The sequence below is a fragment of the Emergencia timonensis genome (assembly GCF_900086585.1).
In the GTDB taxonomy this organism is placed as follows: Bacteria; Bacillota; Clostridia; order Peptostreptococcales; family Anaerovoracaceae; genus Senimuribacter; species Senimuribacter timonensis.
In genome coordinates this window covers 1,895,263-1,913,484 of sequence record NZ_FLKM01000009.1, presented here as the reverse complement: position 1 = coordinate 1,913,484, position 18,222 = coordinate 1,895,263, and the positions used below count along the sequence as shown (strand labels likewise).

Annotated in this window: 18 protein-coding genes; 14 read left to right on the top strand and 4 right to left on the bottom strand. The window is 46.0% G+C overall.

The genetic code is table 11. The features are described 5' to 3' along the window. Positions 1 to 83: 83 nt before the first annotated feature. A complete protein-coding gene (locus BN6539_RS19930) occupies positions 84 to 407 on the bottom strand; it encodes a helix-turn-helix domain-containing protein (protein ID WP_067542368.1) in 324 nt (107 codons plus the stop codon). Positions 408 to 548: 141 nt separating this feature from the next. Between BN6539_RS19930 and BN6539_RS19925 the strand changes: the two genes are divergently transcribed. The 4 genes from BN6539_RS19925 to BN6539_RS19910 all read left to right on the top strand — a co-directional run bounded on the left by BN6539_RS19925 (position 549) and on the right by BN6539_RS19910 (position 6,529). Further along, positions 549 to 1,466, top strand: a complete 918-nt coding sequence (locus tag BN6539_RS19925) for a sensor domain-containing diguanylate cyclase (RefSeq protein ID WP_067542365.1) — start codon at positions 549 to 551, stop codon at positions 1,464 to 1,466. Between the two features lie 130 nt (positions 1,467 to 1,596). Continuing rightward, the gene (locus BN6539_RS19920; protein WP_067542363.1) at positions 1,597 to 2,313 is read left to right on the top strand and encodes a hypothetical protein; all 717 of its coding nucleotides are present in this window, start codon (positions 1,597 to 1,599) and stop codon (positions 2,311 to 2,313) included. A 635-nt stretch (positions 2,314 to 2,948) separates the two neighbouring features. After that, positions 2,949 to 4,802 (top strand): NAD(P)-binding protein, encoded by a 1,854-nt coding sequence (locus BN6539_RS19915; RefSeq protein ID WP_067542362.1) that lies wholly within the window; start codon positions 2,949 to 2,951, stop codon positions 4,800 to 4,802. Then, complete coding sequence (locus BN6539_RS19910) at positions 4,796 to 6,529, top strand: [FeFe] hydrogenase, group A (protein WP_067542361.1); 1,734 nt, start codon at positions 4,796 to 4,798, stop codon at positions 6,527 to 6,529. The genes BN6539_RS19915 and BN6539_RS19910 overlap by 7 nt, the downstream gene beginning before the upstream one ends. Before the next feature lie 49 nt (positions 6,530 to 6,578). Here BN6539_RS19910 and BN6539_RS19905 read toward each other — a convergent pair whose 3' ends face one another. After that, a complete protein-coding gene (locus BN6539_RS19905; RefSeq protein ID WP_067542360.1) occupies positions 6,579 to 8,111 on the bottom strand; it encodes a PucR family transcriptional regulator in 1,533 nt (510 codons plus the stop codon). Positions 8,112 to 8,268: 157 nt separating this feature from the next. Between BN6539_RS19905 and BN6539_RS19900 the strand changes: the two genes are divergently transcribed. From BN6539_RS19900 to BN6539_RS19870, 7 genes are all read left to right on the top strand, one after another. After that, positions 8,269 to 8,526 (top strand): 4Fe-4S dicluster domain-containing protein, encoded by a 258-nt coding sequence (locus BN6539_RS19900; protein ID WP_067542359.1) that lies wholly within the window; start codon positions 8,269 to 8,271, stop codon positions 8,524 to 8,526. After that, positions 8,519 to 10,252 carry an FAD-dependent oxidoreductase gene (locus tag BN6539_RS19895; RefSeq protein WP_067542357.1) on the top strand — a complete coding sequence of 578 codons (1,734 nt, stop codon included), beginning with the start codon at positions 8,519 to 8,521 and terminating at the stop codon, positions 10,250 to 10,252. The genes BN6539_RS19900 and BN6539_RS19895 overlap by 8 nt, the downstream gene beginning before the upstream one ends. Continuing rightward, entirely contained in the window at positions 10,252 to 11,088 is an 837-nt protein-coding gene (locus BN6539_RS19890; RefSeq protein WP_242869439.1) for a DAPG hydrolase family protein, read from the top strand. Before BN6539_RS19895 ends, BN6539_RS19890 begins: the two co-directional genes overlap by 1 nt. Positions 11,089 to 11,172: 84 nt before the next feature. Beyond that, positions 11,173 to 11,997 (top strand): bifunctional DNA-formamidopyrimidine glycosylase/DNA-(apurinic or apyrimidinic site) lyase, encoded by an 825-nt coding sequence (mutM, locus tag BN6539_RS19885; protein ID WP_067542354.1) that lies wholly within the window; start codon positions 11,173 to 11,175, stop codon positions 11,995 to 11,997. 73 nt (positions 11,998 to 12,070) lie between these two features. Beyond that, the gene (locus tag BN6539_RS19880) at positions 12,071 to 12,649 is read left to right on the top strand and encodes a TetR/AcrR family transcriptional regulator (RefSeq protein WP_067542351.1); all 579 of its coding nucleotides are present in this window, start codon (positions 12,071 to 12,073) and stop codon (positions 12,647 to 12,649) included. Between the two features lie 79 nt (positions 12,650 to 12,728). After that, entirely contained in the window at positions 12,729 to 13,142 is a 414-nt protein-coding gene (locus BN6539_RS19875) for a DUF2871 domain-containing protein (RefSeq protein WP_067542348.1), read from the top strand. Positions 13,143 to 13,150: 8 nt separating this feature from the next. Further along, a complete protein-coding gene (locus BN6539_RS19870) occupies positions 13,151 to 13,588 on the top strand; it encodes a hypothetical protein (RefSeq protein ID WP_067542340.1) in 438 nt (145 codons plus the stop codon). Between the two features lie 67 nt (positions 13,589 to 13,655). On the opposite strand, the gene recN is transcribed toward BN6539_RS19870, so the two are convergent. Then, the gene (gene recN, locus BN6539_RS19865; RefSeq protein ID WP_067542337.1) at positions 13,656 to 15,293 is read right to left on the bottom strand and encodes a DNA repair protein RecN; all 1,638 of its coding nucleotides are present in this window, start codon (positions 15,291 to 15,293) and stop codon (positions 13,656 to 13,658) included. Continuing rightward, a complete protein-coding gene (locus BN6539_RS19860; RefSeq protein WP_067542334.1) occupies positions 15,290 to 15,757 on the bottom strand; it encodes an arginine repressor in 468 nt (155 codons plus the stop codon). The genes recN and BN6539_RS19860 overlap by 4 nt, the downstream gene beginning before the upstream one ends. Before the next feature lie 289 nt (positions 15,758 to 16,046). On the opposite strand from BN6539_RS19860, the gene ruvC reads away from it, so the two are divergent. Genes ruvC through ruvB form a run of 3 tightly spaced genes read left to right on the top strand, consistent with a single transcriptional unit; the run spans position 16,047 to position 18,221 of the window. Then, complete coding sequence (gene ruvC, locus BN6539_RS19855; protein WP_067542331.1) at positions 16,047 to 16,547, top strand: crossover junction endodeoxyribonuclease RuvC; 501 nt, start codon at positions 16,047 to 16,049, stop codon at positions 16,545 to 16,547. A 17-nt stretch (positions 16,548 to 16,564) separates the two neighbouring features. Further along, complete coding sequence (ruvA, locus tag BN6539_RS19850) at positions 16,565 to 17,158, top strand: Holliday junction branch migration protein RuvA (protein ID WP_067542329.1); 594 nt, start codon at positions 16,565 to 16,567, stop codon at positions 17,156 to 17,158. Between the two features lie 10 nt (positions 17,159 to 17,168). Then, the gene (ruvB, locus tag BN6539_RS19845) at positions 17,169 to 18,221 is read left to right on the top strand and encodes a Holliday junction branch migration DNA helicase RuvB (RefSeq protein WP_067542326.1); all 1,053 of its coding nucleotides are present in this window, start codon (positions 17,169 to 17,171) and stop codon (positions 18,219 to 18,221) included. The last annotated feature ends 1 nt before the right edge of the window (position 18,222 follow it).

Here is an 18,222-nt window from a genome sequence, read left to right as displayed (position 1 = left end):
ACCCTCAATGATTACAAGCTTTTTATGACGATTAGTAAAGCCACGCATTTTATGCGTGGCTTTTTCTTTGCAGCAAATCACTGTTATTCTATAACGGCCGCGATGAAACTATCAATGATATCTTCTAAATGACAGATCTTTTCCGGCGGCAACTGAGATATTTTCTTTTCTAATAAAGTCAGTGATGCTTCGCTGATTTTTCCCATCAATAGATAATCAGTGCTGATATCGAGAGCAGTGCAGATGCGGACGATGTTTTCTGGGCGCAGGGCTTTCTTACCTAGCTCTGCAGTTGAAATAGTCTGCGGCATGACGCCTGCTTTTTCAGCTAACTCTTCCTGCGTCATTCTAAGCTGTTTTCTTCTTTTCAGGATTCGTGATCCCATTTGGGCCAATAGGTTGTCCATAACTTTTTCCTCCATGCTATAGGAGTATTTTATCCGCTATGGCACGAATTATTAAGCGTCTATAGTTGCTAAAAATCGTCTATAGTAGTATAATGTTAACCAACAAACCATGATTTTAGTTGAGCAGGATGAGGACGCAGAATGAAACATATATACAGAAACCAGAAAAAATTAAAACGACAAAAACGTAGACTATCACATCGGTCAGCTGACTACAATCTCCTTTCCTATTTTTCAGATACCATCTTATTCGAGTATGACTGCGATTCAAATATATTGATTTTTACATCTAACATAACAAAGCGCTTTCACAGTAAGGGGAATAGGGCTTTTCAGATTTTAAATCCACAAGAACCGATGGAGATGATTCACCCAGACGACGCTGTGCTGCTTCGAAAGCTGCTGAAGGAGGCCAAGGCGATGCCAACTGGTCAAATACACAGTGTCAACCTCCGTTTTGTCGACAAGAACGGGTCATATTGCTGGATGCTTTGTCAAATACAGCTCTTGGAAAAAGAGCAAGGGAAAGCCCGGAAAATTGTAGGCAAGCTGTCTGATATCCAGGAACAGCGGCTAAAGGAGCAGCGTTTGATTGAAAAAGCGTCTATTGATTCTATGACGGGAATCTTAAATAGAAAAGCGGTGGATCATCAAATTGCGGATCGTCTTGTCTCTGCTAAAAATGGATTTCTCTTTATGATCGACATAGATAATTTTAAAGCGCTCAATGATACTCTCGGCCATGCTGCAGGAGATGAGGCTCTTATACACTTTACATCTGAAATTAAGAACAATTTTCGCAGCGAAGATTTGATTGGACGAGTAGGGGGTGACGAATTTATCGTGTTTATGACTGATACCGACAGTGAGCAGGCAGCACGCCATAAGGCGGAGCAGTTATTATCGCGAATAGCAAAATGGGAAAAGGCAACATTGTCAGCCAGCATTGGAATCGCTTGCTATCCAAAGGACGGCAGTACATATGAAGAACTGTATGAGGCAGCAGATGCAGCCATGTATCAGGTAAAACAGCAAGGAAAGAACGGATATTATCTTTAAGAGAATAAGTGGCTATAGGATAATTTGCTTTACTATAGCCTTTTTTTATGCAATAATAAAATAATTATAATTTTTAGTAATGAAATATCCGAATAACTGCTCACGATAGATGATTTGGAGGATGACATACATGATTCCAAAGAAGGTAAAAGTTGCTTTTGAAGGTGTGAACCGCCTATATACGTATTTTGACGATCAACACGACTTGTCGCCGGAAGACGTAGTTTACGTAGAAGGAAAGATGTGGAAAAAACCAGGACAGGTGCGAGAGGTGTCAGAAGCGAACGAATTTGACAGAGATCGGTATAATAGAATTCTTAAAAAGATTTTATTTGAAGTACATGGCACTTATTATAGTTACGGTCCCTACGTGTTTTGTTTTGATCAAGAAGCGATTCCCTTTGAGCAGTTCAGATCCTGGGTATCTCCGCCGGACAGAGAATTGAATGTAGAACATGAGATAGGATTCGATCTTCTTTTGGAGGAATTGGGGTATTGTGACTTCGCCTCAGAAGAAGCATTAAGATACGGCTTGCACTGCTTTCAAGAGGAGCAGGTGGAGTTTCTTTCCCTGATTGATGGCAGGGGACAGGCCTTAATAAAAGACGGCGCACGACATACAGTGACCTTTAACTATGATGGAAAGACGGTCAGAAATATGATTTGCAGAACCGATATGGACAGATTTTGCGAACATGACATAGGAACTTGTTTGACTCTGCGAACATTGCTGCATATTTTTCAAAATGAGTTTGCCGATTATTACGAAAAAGGGAGGTTTACTGCAGTAAATCGTAATATTTTCTATAGAATTGTCGCCTACAGCTTGAAAAAAATCACATTGTGAACTTCTCTGGAAATACTTGAATAAAATTGTGGATAACTTCCATCTTGACAAGCCTGATAAAACGTGTAACCCTTGTAATATCTTAAGTACAGCGATTTTAATTATCCACATAGGCCTGTGATAAAAATTGTATACAATTTGGAAATAATTGTGCATAAGATGTGGAAAACGCTAAATTTAGGGAAAGTTTTGATGTGGAAAAAGAGGCGACAAGATTAGACAAGGAAACAAAAAATCGGCCATTCCAAAAAAAGAAATTTCTGAATTTAAGTTGTTTTTGTCTATTACTTCGTGGTTACTCAGTATGAAAAAAGTAAGAATTTTAATATTCTGAACTTTTTGGTATAATAAACGCACAATCTTAATCAAGATTGCAGACAAGGAAGCGTTCATTGAATCATGACTTGCGATTAAAAAATCAAAGGAATCGTCATGGTATAATAAACGCACAATCTTAATCAAGATTGCTGACAAGGAAGCGTTCATTTTTTTGGAAGTTTTGTCATGGTATGATGGACTAAAAGTATACATTGTATTTTTGTCAAAAAGTGCAAAATTTTGGTGAATTATGCTATACTGAAAAAATAGTTTTTATGAGCGGCGACGTGCCGCTGTGATTGGAGGTTTATTAAAGAATGGAAAGACTGTACATGAAGTCGAAAGACAGTGCGCAGATGGCAGTTGAGGGTCTCTATAGAGACCTGGAGAGAAGAATTATTTCCAGTCCCGCAGGTCAATGTCCTGTGGATATGGCATCAGCTTTTCTCAGAATGTGCCATGCACAGAGTTGTGGTAAATGTGTTCCCTGCAGAGTAGGTTTAGGACAGCTTCAAATCATGATTGAAGAAATCCTGTCCATGGACACTAATACTGATTTAAAAATCTTAAAGAAGTTAGAAAAAACAGCTAAAGCGATTCAGGTGTCTTCTGACTGCGCCATCGGTGTAGAGGCGGCAACCATGGTTTTGAAAGGGCTTTCTGGATTCCGCGAGGACTATGAATCTCATATTCTGAATCATTGCTGTGCGGATAATGTAATCAATCAGAGACAGTCTGTTCCATGTGTAGGCGCCTGTCCTGCCGGCGTGGATGTACCGGGATACATATCACTTGTCCATGCTGGCAGATATGATGACGCTATCAGACTGATTCGAAAGGATAATCCATTCCCGACGGTATGTGCTTTGATCTGCGAACATCCATGTGAAGAAAAGTGCAGAAGAAATATCATAGACGCACCGCTGAATATCAGAGGCATCAAGCGATATGCAGTAGATAATTGCGCAGAAATCGTTCCTGTACCAAAGAAAATGGATGACACCGGGAAAAGGATCGCAGTGATTGGCGGCGGTCCATCGGGATTGTCAGCCGCCTATTTCCTATCCATCATGGGACATCAGGTCACTGTATATGAGAAGAGGACTCAGCTAGGAGGCATGCTGAGATACGGTATTCCTAGCTACAGACTGCCGAGAGAAAGATTGCAGTGGGATATCGACGCCATTGCTGCTGCGGGCGTGGAATTCAAGACAGACTATGATGTGCAGTCGGAAGAAACGATTCACAAGATCAAGGAGAATCACGATGCAATCTATATTTCCATCGGTTCCCACAATCACAAAGATATCGGCATCCCAGGCGAATATGCCAAGGGTGTTATTCCTGCCGTAGAGATGCTTCGGGGGATCGGCGACGATGCAATGCCGAACTTCAACGGCAGATCTGTTGCAGTCATCGGAGGCGGCAATGTGGCGATGGATGTAGCCAGAACAGCAAAGCGGCTGGGCGCATCAGAAGTCTGTATCGTATACAGAAGAAGAAGAGATGACATGACCGCTTTGCCAGATGAGATAAACGGAGCGATTGCGGAAGGCTGTCAGTTGTTCCAGCTGAAGGCTCCTTCAGAAATCATCGTGGACAAAAACGGGAAGGTCAAAGGCCTCTACGTACAGCCGCAGATTGCTGGAGAGGCAGATAAATCCGGCAGACCAAGGCCGGTGGATGCAGATCAGCCGAGAGAGAAAATTCTCTGTGATATCGTTATTTCTGCAATTGGCCAAGCTACAGATCTGGAATTCTTTGAAAACTATGGTATTCCAGTATTCAGAGGCAACATCAAAACGGAGAAGTCTAACGTGGTAGACAAGGTACAGGGCATTTATGCAGGAGGAGACTGTGTAACCGGTCCTTCTACCGTAATTAACGCAATCGCAGCCGGCAAGGTGGCGGCTGCTAACATCGATACTTATCTGGGCTATAATCATCAGATCGAGGTGGATATAGAAATTCCAACACCTCTCATTCAGGATAAGAAGGCCAGAGGCAGAATTGAACTGAAAGAGCGATATGCGTCTGAACGTGGCGGGGACTTTGGTGAAGTTGAACTTCCAATGACGAGAGAAGAATCATCGACAGAGTGTGCAAGATGTCTCAGATGTGATACTTGCGGCTATGGATCATTCAGAGGAGGCAGAGAGCAAAAATGGTAAATTTAAAGATAGATGGGCAGAAGATATCCGTTCCTGCCGGAACTACAATTTTAGAGGCGGCAGAGAAGGTAGGCATCAAAATCCCACACCTTTGTTATTTAAAGGATATCAATGAAATTGCGGCATGCAGGGTATGTCTTGTAGAGAAAGTAGGCATGGAAAAACTGGTCACTGCATGTAATACAGAAGTCGAAGAAGGGGTGGAGATTCTCACCAACAGTCCGAGGGTCAGAGAAGTGCGGCGCATCAACGTGGAACTGATCCTGTCAGATCACGACTGTAAGTGTGTGCAGTGTGTCAAGAGTGGAAACTGCACCTTGCAGAGAATTTCCAATGACCTGGGTATTATTGAACAGCCATATAAGAATATTCATGAAGTAAATCGTTGGGATTTTGACCTTCCTATTATCAGAGAGGCATCAAAATGTGTAAAATGTCTGCGATGTGTTCAAATCTGCGATAAGATTCAAGGATTGAATATCTGGGATATCACAGGTTCCGGCTATCGGGCCTCTGTCGGCGTGGGCAATAATAAAAAGATTACCAATGCTGACTGTGCTCTTTGCGGCCAGTGTATCACGCACTGCCCGGTTGGCGCTCTTAGGGAACGAGACGATATCGGTCTTCTCAGAGATGCTCTGGCAGATCCCGATAAGATAACAATGGTACAAATTGCACCCGCTATCAGAACAGCGTGGGCTGAAGGCATCGATATATCGAAGACTGAGGCGACCACTGGCAAGCTGGTAAGCGCTCTGCGCAGAATCGGTTTCGATTATATCTTTGATACTACATATACGGCAGACCTGACTATCATGGAAGAAGGCAGCGAGTTTATCGAGCGATTTACCCATAAAGAGGACTATAGCTGGCCCATGTTTACTTCCTGCTGTCCCGGCTGGGTCAGATTTGTCAAGACACAATACCCAGATTATGTGAAGAATCTGTCGACGGCAAAATCGCCGCAGCAGATGTTCGGGGCAATGGCAAAGACCTTTATCGCACAGAAATTAGGCATCGATGCAGATAAGATTTTCTCTGTTTCCATCATGCCTTGCTTGTCAAAGAAATACGAGCACAATGTTGATCAGGTTGACGATGCTGGTCACGGAAAAGACGTGGATCTGGTACTTACGACCAGAGAACTGGACCGTTTGATCAGAGCGGACAATATTCAGCCGGACGATTTGAAAGAAGAATCCTTCGATCCGATCTTCGGTGAAGGTTCAGGTGCAGGAGTCATTTTCGGCGCGACAGGCGGTGTAATGGAGGCTGCGCTGAGAAGCGCCTACTTCTTAATTACAGGCGAGAATCCGGAACCAGACAGCTTTAAAAGTGTGCGCGGTATGAAGGGCTGGAAAGAGGCTACTTTTGAAATCAAAGGTCTCCAGGTCAGGGTGGCTGTGGCTAGTGGTCTTGGCAATACCAGAAGACTGATGGAAGCAATCAAAAAAGGAGAAGTCCAGTACGACTTTGTTGAAATTATGGCATGTCCTGGCGGATGCGTGGGCGGAGGCGGTCAGCCGGTACATGACGGCTGTGAATATGCCTCTCCGAGGGGGGAAATCCTCTACGGTCTGGATAAATTCTCCGGGCTCAGATTCTCCCACGAAAACACGGCAGTACAGATGACGTATGACGAGTTTTTGGAGAAACCGAACTCCCATAGAGCGCATGAGCTCTTACATACAAATTTAGAGAACTGGGATTTGGAGATGAAGCTGTAATCAAATAACGGGAATACAGAAAAGAAGGTATCGCAAGGATACCTTCTTTTTATTTGCAGTCATTGAGATATTGCCAGATCTTTAGCGAAATCTGCAAATGCAGCCGTTTGTCGCTGTCGTCCATTTCCAAGTTATATTCTTTTTCCAATCTGGTGATGTGATAGAGCACGTTGTTTCTGTGCATATGGAGAATTTCTGCCGCTCTGGTTAACTGTCTGCCACTCTCCAGGTATGCCGTCAGAATTTCCAGAGGAGAAGCCGCTCCCGTCTGATTTTTTGCGGCGATCTGTTTGATTACAGGATTACAGAAGTTTTCTAAAGGGATTATCTTGCTACAGGTTTCAAAAAGATGTGAAAGCCAGTAATCTTCATATAGTATCAGCTGCGCCTTCTGATCCGTTTCTAGTTCGTAGGCTGCCTGGCACTGCTGGTATGCAGTCGTAATTTTTGTAATGCGGTCAAAACTTTTACTTACGCTGCAGCGCAGACGTCTTTGCGTCAATTCCTCTCTGATGATCGACCAGAATCCGTCTATCTGGTCTCTATATTTTTCCTTAGACAGGTCGTGAAGTTGAAGCAGCGCGAGAATATCGCCTTCGTAGGAAAAAACTTTCGCCGAAGGAAGGAGCATTGCCAATGAGTTGATGATGAAGCGCACAGGAACGGAGTTACTATCCTCAAATCTCAGCATCATCAGCACATAGTCAGCATGCAGGGACAAGCCCACATATTTGATTCTGTCAGCGATGGCCGTCTCATCTCTGAGCGCGCCATTTAAGATATCAGTTAGAAGGTAGTCGTATACGGCATTTTGCGCGTTATGCAGGTTCAGATTGTCCAGGATGAGGTCACAGAGCGCTTGAAACAGATAGATCTGATAGTTTCTGTTGGCAGAATCTAGCAGCAAAAGCACACCGTGTCCCAAGACTTCTGACTTTGTCTGTATGATTCTGATGTAATCCCTGTGTTGGCGCAAGTCTTTAGGCGCAGATTCTGCAGCGCCTTGACGATTTAAATTGAGAAATACTTTTTCCTGTTCAAAAAATTTGATGTATTCATTGGGCAGATATCCCTGCCTGATAACCTCATTGAAAATCTTGTCCTTAATTTCAATGCTTTCTGTTGCGCCGATGATTTTCAGGCTGGGGTCGTAAATCAGCATGGGAGCCTGAATCATCGCTTCCGATGCGGACAGCATCTCCTGTACCGAGGCATTTTCTATGACCATTCGTTCTAATCGGGAATGCCAATCTTTGAATGAGACATAAATCTCTTGTAGGATGTTTAAAAAGAGTGCGACTTCAATCTCACTGCATAGAAAGATATGACGGCTGTTTTGTATCGTGGATTTTGTACTTGGATCAATACAGACAATATAGAGTTCTTCGGGAATTCCATCGCCTATAATGGGGTGGGTATTATCACAGACGTATAGACAGTCGTATTTTAAATGTATTTTCTCAACTGGCAGCAGTCTGACGCCAGTCAGGCCTTTTTCTTTATCTAAAGCGGATATATCAAAGCGCATCTGGGGTTGCTCCATGAACAGCCTGGTAAAAATCAAATCCATCGTTATTTTCATCGGTTCACCTCCAGGTTTACTGTACACTATATTGTAGAATGTTACAATAGAAAGAGCTGAATTTTTCTGAAAATTGTATGTTTTGTAAATGAAGCGGATTCTTCGAAGCAATATAATGAAGACAGGGAATGTAAAAAACAAAAAAAGGAGGAAGTCTATGAATACCATTATCGTGAATAAAGAACAATGCATCGGCTGTAAGATTTGCTTCAAAGCGTGTTTTATCGACGTCATCAAATGGGATGAAGCTGCAAAGAGGCCTATCATCAAATATCCGGAAGAATGTGTGCAGTGTATGTTCTGTGAATTGAACTGTCCGAAACGGGCGATCAAGGTAGAACCGGATTACGACAGTTATCTGTTCCCAAGGGAATATATCTGCAGAATGAACAGGGAGGAAAAAACCAATGGCTGAAAGAATCAACACAGATATTTTGGTAATCGGCGGCAGTTTGGCAGGAATGGCGGCAGCGATTACGGCAAAAGAAGCAGATCCTGAGACAGAAGTTACGGTTGTAGAAAAATATACCGCGGGATATGCGGGTAAGGCGAACAGAGGCGCCGGCATTATGACCATGCTGGGAGATGCGAAACCAGAGGACTATGTGGCTTATCATACCAAATACATAGGTGATTATCTCAACGATCAGGAAGCGCAGCTGCAGTATGCGGAAAACCTCAATCGGGGTGTAGAATTGCTTGATAAATGGTCAGGAGGGAAAATCGACAAAAAAGAAGACGGTTCTTTTAAAACGTTGAAATGGCTGGCCCAGGTGCAGGGAAAGGACGAGAACGGGCAGTTCATTTTTGATGAGCCGGATCATTTCCCATGGACATTGGTTGCCATCGACCTTGATTTCATGGTCAATGTGAGGAAGTACGCGCAGAAGGCTGGCATCAGGTTTGTCGATAGAACCGGTGTCGTGGATCTGCTGCTTGCAGAGGGGAAAATCAGTGGCGCAGTCGCATACAATATTGATGACGGCAGTCAAACGGTTTTCCAGGCAAAAGCAGTCGTCCTTGCTACGGGCTCTCAGAATTACCGCATCATGCCGATGTGGTCTCCAGGAAGGGGAGAGGGGCTCGCGGCAGCTTTCAGAGCAGGTGCAAAGTTTCGAAACTGTGAATTCGGTTCCTTCTACAACTGGATCAGCTTACAGAATTTTGAATCCAGCATGGGCGTAGAGTTTGCCCTTTATAACGACAAAGGTGAAAATGTAGGACTCGCACATACGCAAGGGGAGCACCCGGACGTGGATCAGAACTCTCTGGCGGAGTGGTATAAGCAGACGGTAGCGGGCAACGGCCCTATGCACTACAGACAGCAGGAAAATCCGCTGATGCCATATTTGATGACCACCTTGGCTTGCGATGATTATTTCCACAGACCTTTTGCAGACACTTTCTGGGGCAGCCTCTTCTTCAACGCTTATTCCCAGCAGACCAGTGACGAAATCGTACCGGGACTGATTGGAGAGTTTTCCGGCCTGATGGTGGATAAGGATATGAAAACGACCCTCGATGGACTCTTTGCGGCAGGTGATATCTGTTACGGCGGCAGCGCCGCAGCGGGAGCAGTGCCTCCGCCGCCGGGAAGAGTCAGAGGAAGCGGACTGGCATTTGCACAGAATTCCGGCTGTATCGCTGGCAGAAGCGTTTCGGACTACGTGAAGAATGCGCCGGTATGCACCTTTGACGAAGGCGACGTGGCAAAAATCGACGAAAGATTTATGAAGCCGATGAAGCAGGGCGGCAGTGTCAAAGTGATGGAATTTTTGCCAAAGATTCATAGAGTGATGCAGCCGCTGGAAAACAGTTTATATAGAAAAGAAGAACGCCTGCAGGCCGCTTTGACGGAAATCGAAAAGCTGCAGGCAGAACTTGAGACGCTGAAGGCAGAATCCGCCCACGACCTCTTTGGCTGTAATGAAATTCAGTCTATGCTGCTCTGTGCGAAGTTGTTCTTTACGACCTCTCTTCACAGAAAAGAATCCAGAGGGTGGTTCCTCAGAGAGGACTATCCGGATCACAGTAAAGAGCTGACATGGTACACGGCGACGCCGACAGGGGAAGGCACAGACTTTGTCGTAGCGCCTATGAAACTTCCGATAGACAGATATCCAAATAAGGAGGCAGAATAATGGAAATGAAAGAAAAAACGGCAATGCCTTTGAATGAAATAGAGAACAAGAAGGCTTATGCTAAATACTATACAGGGCAAATGGCAAAGCCAAACCCGGAGCAGATGGCAAAGCTGTTAAAAGGACCGATGGACGCTGGCCTTGCCATCTATCCGCAGGAGGCGGCAAAGCTGCTGGAGCCGGGATATATGGAAGGGGAAACAGGCTACTGCATCATGGAAAACGGCGCTGGCTATCTGGCTGTCAACAATAAATTTCCCAGTGTTACTTTAGATATGATTAAATGGTGGTTTGCATGGCATCCCTTGGAACAGGCAAGATATCGGATCTGGAACCCATACTGCCATCAGTCTGTAGCCGTCTCAGATCAGGACCGTGAAAAAATTTTAAATCCAGATATTCCGGTGGAAAACAAGATTGCAGATGTTGTCCATTTTGTCATGGAGGATATCGGCGGCGGAATGGAGGACGTGGTGATTCACTTCCGTCCAACAGAAGAACTAGGGTTTTCTAAAGAAGCTCTGGCAGCGCAGCATGCCTACATCATAGGCGGGTATGGGCTGACGGAAAACCGCGCCCGACCGACAGGGAAAACGCCTGCCATCATGATGCATTATTACAGAGAGACAGAAGACGGCATCGAATCGCGGACCAGATTCTGGCTGGGATACCGCATCATCAAAGGCCAGCCGGTCTGTGTTCTGCCAGAAGGCGCCAAGGTGCCTGAATTCGTGCCGATGGGGTTGGCACTGCACAACGTAGAAGAGTTTTCTCATCTGGCAAGCTTCCTGCCACAGCTATATAGGGAGCTGGGTGAAAGCAAGCCGATTCAATAATTGGTAAATCGAAATTAGGCCGATCCCTCTTGATTTTTTGGTGAGAATCTGCTACATTCATTAAAAAGACAGGAGGACAGGATCATGCCGGAATTGCCAGAAGTAGAAACCGTAAAGCGTCTGCTTGCGCCGCAAATTGTGGGGCGGCATATTTTAGAGGGAATCGCACTGCACACACAGGTAATTGCACATCCGGGAGCTGATGCTTTTTGCGATGCGCTGAGAGGACAGAGGGTGCAAGGGATAGACAGAAAAGGGAAATTTCTGCTCATGAACCTGGAAAGTGGAGACTATATTGTCATCCATTTGCGTATGACAGGCAGCCTGTATGTAGCACCGCCAGATTTTCCCCTGGAGAAACATACTCATATAGTTCTAAAGCTTGAAGGAGATAGGGAACTGCGCTTTGTCGACATGCGCCGCTTTGGGCGCATGTGGCTATTGGGAAAGGATGAAGAGGATTCTTTTTCTGGTGTCAAGAAGCTGGGACCAGAGCCCTTCGCAGCAGAATTTAACGGAAGCTATCTGCAAGATGCCTTGAGCAACAAGAGCCGGGCGATTAAAGACTGCCTGCTCGACCAACATATCGTCACAGGCATCGGCAATATCTATAGTGACGAGATTTTGTTCGCATCAAAAATTCATCCCCAAAGACCGGCTTCGAGTCTGTCAGCCAAAGAGTGCCAGCGATTGTCTGAATTGATACCGCAGGTGCTGCTGCGGGCCATTGAGCAAAATCGCATATCACCTGAAGAATATCTGAAAGAGAAGGGACAGGGATACCGTAGCACACCTTTCTTTCAGGTTTATGGCAAAAAAGGGCAACCTTGTCCTGCCTGCGGTGAACCTCTCTGTCGTGTGATGGTGGCTGGACGCAGCAGTACATATTGTCCAAGCTGTCAGAAATAGTGCTGACCTTGGGTACTAATGAAACTGCGGCAGCCACCATTGACAGATATATTTTCAAGTGTTATAATGAACGATGTTCATATTGGAGGTGGTTTCCATTAACAAGGTAGTAACTTCAGAGGAGGCCATTCTGCAGACCTGCAGACAAATGGTATCAGAGGAAGGTATCCAGGCAATCAACATGCGCGCAGTCGCAAGACGGTGCGATGTGGCTCTGGGGTCGCTATATAATTATTTCTCCTCTAAAGAAGAACTGGTTACGTCGACGATCGAAAGCGTGTGGCGGGATATTTTTCATACAGAGGGCAAGTGCAGGACGGACATGCCTTTTCCTGACTATGTGAATTGGATTTATAAAAGTGTAAAAAAAGGGACTGAGCAATATCCTAATTTCTTTACAGCCCATTCCATCAGCTTTGCCAGCAATGGCATAAGCCGAGCAAAGAGAATGATGGAACAGTATTTTTCTCATATGAGGGCAGGATTGCTTCAGGTTCTGGAAGACGATAAGAATGTCCGGCGAGATGCATTTTCTGACACTTTCACAAGGTCTGATTTCGCTGACTTTGTACAGAGGAGTTTATTATCCGCTCTCGCAGAACAGAAGGACTGTTCTGTGTTAACCGAAATGATTCGCCGAAGCATATACTGAAGTAAATGCCCGCCAGCAGGCGGGCTTTCAAAGGGTTCAATATGAACCATGTTCATGTTGGCGGAAAGGAAGTAACAAGATGAAGAAATGTTTGAATCTATCGTTGGTTTATGCCATCGCAGCCATGGCGGGAGGCGTTTTTTACAGAGAATTTACCAAGTGGAATGGATACACGGGCGTTACCGCTTTGGGAAAGGTACATACACATTTGTTTCTGCTGGGTATGGTGCTTTTTTTGATCGCAGCGCTGTTTGCATCTCACACGGATCTGAAGGAACAGAAGCTGTTCCGTATATTTCTCAAAGTGTATAATGTAGGCTTGCCCTTGACGGCGGTGATGCTGACGGTTCGGGGAATTACGCAGGTGCTGGGGCTGACACTTACTTCAGGGGCAGACGCAGCGATATCAGGGATTGCAGGAATCGGCCATATTTTTACCGGAGCCGGACTGATTCTGTTCATCTTGTCATTAAAGAGATTAGCAAAGAATTAGGAGGAATCATGGATAAATACCCTTTATTTCACGTCAAAAAGAAAACCCTGCTGTGTATTGCGGGATGTGTCTGGCTGGCAGCAGGCATCAATGTAGCCAGGCTTGGCATTTTATCTTATATGCAGTATCAAATTACTTGGATCCATATTTTGCTGTCCATGGCGGTATTCTGCATCTTTGGCATGATGTTTTACAGGATGTCCGTCAAACATTCCAGACGAATCCTCGGTTATGAACAGGAGAAGCGGCCACTCTGGCATTTTTTTGACTTGAAGTCTTACTGCATCATGTGTTTCATGATGGGCGGGGGTATCTGGCTTCGTTCATCAGGCCTGGCGCCGGGATTGTTTATCGGCTTTTTCTACACAGGACTTGGCTGCGCACTGGCATTGGCAGGAATTTTGTTCTGGATCAACTTTTTCAGGGTGAAGCCAGAAACGAGTTAGCATAAATCTAAAATTCTCATACTCTTTCCTGGGAAAGAGTATGAGAATTTTTTGATAAAGCTTATGTTTACTTTGCGGCTCCCTTTTTCAGGGCGGAGGCAATGAGTTCCCGCGCGCTGGCTCTGGTCGTCTCGGTGATGTTTTCGCCGCCCAGGAGCCTTGCAATCTCATCGACCACTTCCTCCTCCGGCAGCCTGTCCACATGGGTGTAGGTGCTGTTTTCATCGGATTCCTTGTGAATGCGGTAATTGGCGTCACCGTTGGCTGCAATCTGGGGCAGATGGGTGATGCAGATGATCTGGTGGTTCTTTGAAATCTCCCTGAGCTTGCGTCCGACGATACTGGCGGTGATACCGCTGATTCCGGCGTCGATCTCGTCAAAGATCATGGTCGGTATATTATCGTAAGTGCCGGTGATATTTTTGATGGCAAGCATGATTCTTGAAATTTCACCGCCGGAGGCGATTTTGACAAGAGGTTTGAGGGGTTCGCCCTTATTGGTAGTGATCAAAATCTCCACAAGATCGTTTCCGTCAGGACCGATCACGTCAGGTTTTTGGAAATCTATGGCGAGCTTTGCTTCTCCAAAGTTGAGGTCGTGGAGTTCCTTCTCGATGGACTTTTCCAACTGAGCTGCACTCCTTTGCCGTGCGGCAGTCAGCAGGTCAGCCTGCTTCTTCAGACTGTCATAACATGCAGATGTTTCCTTTTCGAGAGAAGCTTTTACCTCGTCAAAGTTCTCTATCTGATTCAGTTCTTCACTGATGCGGTCCCGATAAGCCAAAATCTCTTCTACATTGCTGCCATATTTCTTTTTCAGATTTTCGATGAGATCAAGTCTGGAAATAGCCTGATCCAGCTCCTCTGGCGTGAAGGTGATCTTTTCCCTGATATCACGCAGGGCAGAAGAGATGTCTTCCATGCGATAATACATATCGGCAAATTCTTCCGATAGTGCGGAGACCTCTTTGGAATACTCGGCAATTCCCTGTAATGCGCGCAAACTGCCGCCTAATGCTGACATGGCGCTGGCTTCACCTTCGTTGAGCAGGCCGTAGGCCGTTTCAATACCGGCAAAGATCTTCTCGCTGTTCTGCAGCAGGGAAATCCGCTCCGCCAGTTCCTCGTCTTCACCGGGCGTCAAGTCCGCCTTGTCGATCTCGCTTTTCTCAAAACGGTAGAAGTCCATCTTTTTCAGATTATCAGCTTCCATGTTCAGCAGCTTGTTGAGTTTTGACTTTACTTCGTGATACTTCTGGTAAGCATCGTCAAAGGCGCTGCGAAGAGGTTTGATCTGATCCCCGTGATAGCTGTCCACCAGGCGGATGTGATTTTCCGCATTGAGAAGGGATTGGTTGTCGTACTGACCATGGATGTCGGCCAGCTTGTGACAAGTCTCTGACAGTTCACCCAAGGTGACCAGTTGGCCGTTAAGCCTGCAGAGATTCTTGCCGGCGGCAGAGACCTCTCTAGTGATGACGATATCTTCTCCGTTCAGCTCGCCTGCCAGCTGCACTACCGCTTTGCTTGCGCCGTGACGGACAAAAGCAGAATCAGCCCTGCTCCCCAGAGCAAGGCTAATGGCTTCGATGACGATGGACTTTCCGCTGCCGGTTTCACCAGTAATGATATTCAGTCCATCTTCAAAATCGATTTCTGTATTCTCAATAATAGCAAAATTGTTAATACTGATATGATTGATCATTGTCCTTTTGACCTCATGATTAACATGTCGTTAAAGATAGCCATAATTTCTTCTACGTGTTCCTCTTTGTCGATGATGAGGAGCAGCGTATTGTCTCCTGCCACAGAGCCTACCACATGGGGCAGTCCGATGCAGTCTACCGCCTCGCCTGCAGCCGGGCCGCAGCCAGATAATGTCTTGATTACAATTAAATTTTGGGCGGATGCAAAGGACGTGATCGTCTCTCTGAAAATCTTGACGAACCTGTCAGAAATCGGGGCATCCTGCCTGGCGCTGACGGCATATTTGTATTTGCCAGTAGAAGATAATACCTTGATCAGCTGCAGTTCCTTGATATCTCTGGAAATGGTCGCCTGGGTCACTTCGAATCCTTCGGCCTTCAGCATAGCGGCCAGTTTATCCTGTGTTTCTATCTCATTGTTTGCTATAAGTTCCAATATCTTGTTTTGTCTTGAATAGCGCATGATGTTCTCCTTTAACCGTATAATCAAATCCTAAATTCATGTATGATTATACCATGGTATACATCAAAAAGAAAGAATAAATATTATATGGCGGATACAAAAAGCCTAGTATTCAGACGTATAGCTGTTTTTTATGCTATTTTTTAACAATTGTCATTACCTCTGCATATGATGTATAATTGTATGTAAAATAATTCCAAATTAATTCTGGGATACTGCCTTTTGTGGACAAACACACGTTCTTGTGGTATACTATAACTTAATTTCATTACAGTTAGAAAGGATCAGAATGCGTATATTAGGAATTGACCCGGGATACGCCATTTTAGGATGGGGTATTTTGGACATGAAGGGGAACCATTTTTCTGTAGTTGACTACGGCGCTGTGACCACCGATGCCAAGATGGAGATGCCGGTGAGACTGCAGCATTTATATACACAGCTCACGGCCATCATAGAACAGTATCAGCCAGAAGAGGCTGCCATAGAAGAGCTATTCTTTAACAACAATGCCAAGACGGCCATCATGGTCGGACAAGCCAGAGGCGTTGCTGTTTTAGCGTGTGTCAACGGCGGACTTGAGATCAGCGAATACACGCCCCTGCAGATCAAGCAGGCACTGGTGGGCTACGGACGGGCGGACAAGAAGCAGGTGCAGGCCATGGTCAAAGCCGTCCTCAACCTGAGCGAAGTGCCAAAGCCGGACGATACGGCGGATGCAGTGGCGGCAGCCATCTGTCACGGCCATTCCGCGGGCAATCGAGTAAGGAAGTTATTGAAAGTCAAGTAAAGATTAAGAGGAAACATATGATTAGATTTATCAAAGGTATTTTTCATCCGGGACTTTCCGGTTCCGTCATCATAGAGACAGCGTCAGGGATGGGTTTCGAAGTGAACATCCCTGCCAATTCCAGTCTTTACAAGAATCTGGAAGGCGAAGAGGTCAAGGTGTACACCTCCATGATCGTGCGGGAGGACGACGTCAGCCTCTACGGATTTTCCGACAAAGAGAACCTGGAACTTTTTGAACTGCTGATCACGGTCAACGGTATCGGCGCCAAGGCAGGTATGTCCATCATGAGTGCCCTGCCGCCATCGGAACTGAAGCGGGCCATCGCCATGGGAGATGCGAAAGCAATTTCCGCCGCTAACGGCGTGGGTAAAAAAACTGCTGAGAGGGTCATATTGGAGCTGAAAGACAAGGTGGGAAGTTTTGATGACGACATCTTGGCCGAAAGCGATGTATTCGTCCCTGCCAGCGACGAACGAAGCGAAGCCGTTGCAGCCCTCATCGCTTTAGGATACACCAAGAACGAGGCTGCCGACGCAGTGGGAAAAGTCAAGAAAGAAGACCTGACCTGTGAAGAATACATCAAAAACGCACTGAAAAACTTATTTTAGGGGATAGACTATGAGTGAAGAGAGAATTACACAGTCCAGCGCTGCGCCTATGGAGGAGAAACAGGAGACGACACTGAGACCGCAGCATTTGGAGGATTTTATCGGACAGAAGACGGCCAAAGAGAATTTGAAGATCTTTATCGAGGCGGCGAAGCTGCGAGGAGAGCCCCTTGACCATGTGCTCTTTTACGGACCGCCGGGGCTGGGCAAGACTACCCTGGCGGGTATCATCGCCAACGAGCTGGGGGTCGATATCAAAATCACCTCCGGTCCGGCAATCGAGAGAGCAGGGGACTTGGCAGCGATTTTGACCAACCTCAACGAGAATGACGTGCTCTTTATCGACGAGATTCACAGGCTGAACCGTTCTGTAGAAGAGGTGCTCTATTCCGCTATGGAGGATTTTGCCCTGGACATCATCATCGGCAAAGGACCTTCGGCCAGATCGATTCGACTGGACATCGCCAAATTCACTTTGATCGGAGCGACCACCAGGGCGGGCAGCCTGTCGGCACCGCTGCGCGATCGTTTTGGCGTCATCAGCAAATTTGAACTGTACGACAACGAGGAACTGGCCGAAATCATCAGACGGTCTGCAGGACTCCTCAACATAGAGACGGACGCGGACTCCCTTTATGAGATGGCAAAATGTTCTCGCGGAACGCCTCGTGTAGCCAACAGGCTGCTGAAGCGGATCAGAGACTTTTCACAGGTTCGCGGAAGCGGTGTTATAGACGCAGAAATCACGAAAAAGGGGCTGGCCGCGCTGGGCGTAGATGAGCTGGGTTTGGAACGGCTCGACCGGGAGATTTTGACCACGATTATTGAACGCTTCAATGGCGGTCCTGTGGGAATCGACACGATTGCGGCATCGATTGGGGAAGAACGGGTCACCATCGAGGATGCTTACGAGCCTTACTTGATTCAGTCCGGGCTTTTGTACCGCACCCAGAAGGGAAGGATGGTGTCCCAGCTCGGCTATAGGCACATGGGACTTGACTTCCCTGGGACAGAAGACGAAGCTGAGCCAGAGGAAGACGCTGTCCAGGAAAAACTATTTTGAT

Coding starts and splice junctions, on each gene's coding strand:
- BN6539_RS19930 (WP_067542368.1), bottom strand. CDS start 407: ATGGACAACCTATTGGCCCAAATGGGATCACGAATCCTGAAAAGAAGA.
- BN6539_RS19925 (WP_067542365.1), top strand. CDS start 549: ATGAAACATATATACAGAAACCAGAAAAAATTAAAACGACAAAAACGT.
- BN6539_RS19920 (WP_067542363.1), top strand. CDS start 1,597: ATGATTCCAAAGAAGGTAAAAGTTGCTTTTGAAGGTGTGAACCGCCTA.
- BN6539_RS19915 (WP_067542362.1), top strand. CDS start 2,949: ATGGAAAGACTGTACATGAAGTCGAAAGACAGTGCGCAGATGGCAGTT.
- BN6539_RS19910 (WP_067542361.1), top strand. CDS start 4,796: ATGGTAAATTTAAAGATAGATGGGCAGAAGATATCCGTTCCTGCCGGA.
- BN6539_RS19905 (WP_067542360.1), bottom strand. CDS start 8,111: ATGAAAATAACGATGGATTTGATTTTTACCAGGCTGTTCATGGAGCAA.
- BN6539_RS19900 (WP_067542359.1), top strand. CDS start 8,269: ATGAATACCATTATCGTGAATAAAGAACAATGCATCGGCTGTAAGATT.
- BN6539_RS19895 (WP_067542357.1), top strand. CDS start 8,519: ATGGCTGAAAGAATCAACACAGATATTTTGGTAATCGGCGGCAGTTTG.
- BN6539_RS19890 (WP_242869439.1), top strand. CDS start 10,252: ATGGAAATGAAAGAAAAAACGGCAATGCCTTTGAATGAAATAGAGAAC.
- mutM (WP_067542354.1), top strand. CDS start 11,173: ATGCCGGAATTGCCAGAAGTAGAAACCGTAAAGCGTCTGCTTGCGCCG.
- BN6539_RS19880 (WP_067542351.1), top strand. CDS start 12,071: ATGTTCATATTGGAGGTGGTTTCCATTAACAAGGTAGTAACTTCAGAG.
- BN6539_RS19875 (WP_067542348.1), top strand. CDS start 12,729: ATGAAGAAATGTTTGAATCTATCGTTGGTTTATGCCATCGCAGCCATG.
- BN6539_RS19870 (WP_067542340.1), top strand. CDS start 13,151: ATGGATAAATACCCTTTATTTCACGTCAAAAAGAAAACCCTGCTGTGT.
- recN (WP_067542337.1), bottom strand. CDS start 15,293: ATGATCAATCATATCAGTATTAACAATTTTGCTATTATTGAGAATACA.
- BN6539_RS19860 (WP_067542334.1), bottom strand. CDS start 15,757: ATGCGCTATTCAAGACAAAACAAGATATTGGAACTTATAGCAAACAAT.
- ruvC (WP_067542331.1), top strand. CDS start 16,047: ATGCGTATATTAGGAATTGACCCGGGATACGCCATTTTAGGATGGGGT.
- ruvA (WP_067542329.1), top strand. CDS start 16,565: ATGATTAGATTTATCAAAGGTATTTTTCATCCGGGACTTTCCGGTTCC.
- ruvB (WP_067542326.1), top strand. CDS start 17,169: ATGAGTGAAGAGAGAATTACACAGTCCAGCGCTGCGCCTATGGAGGAG.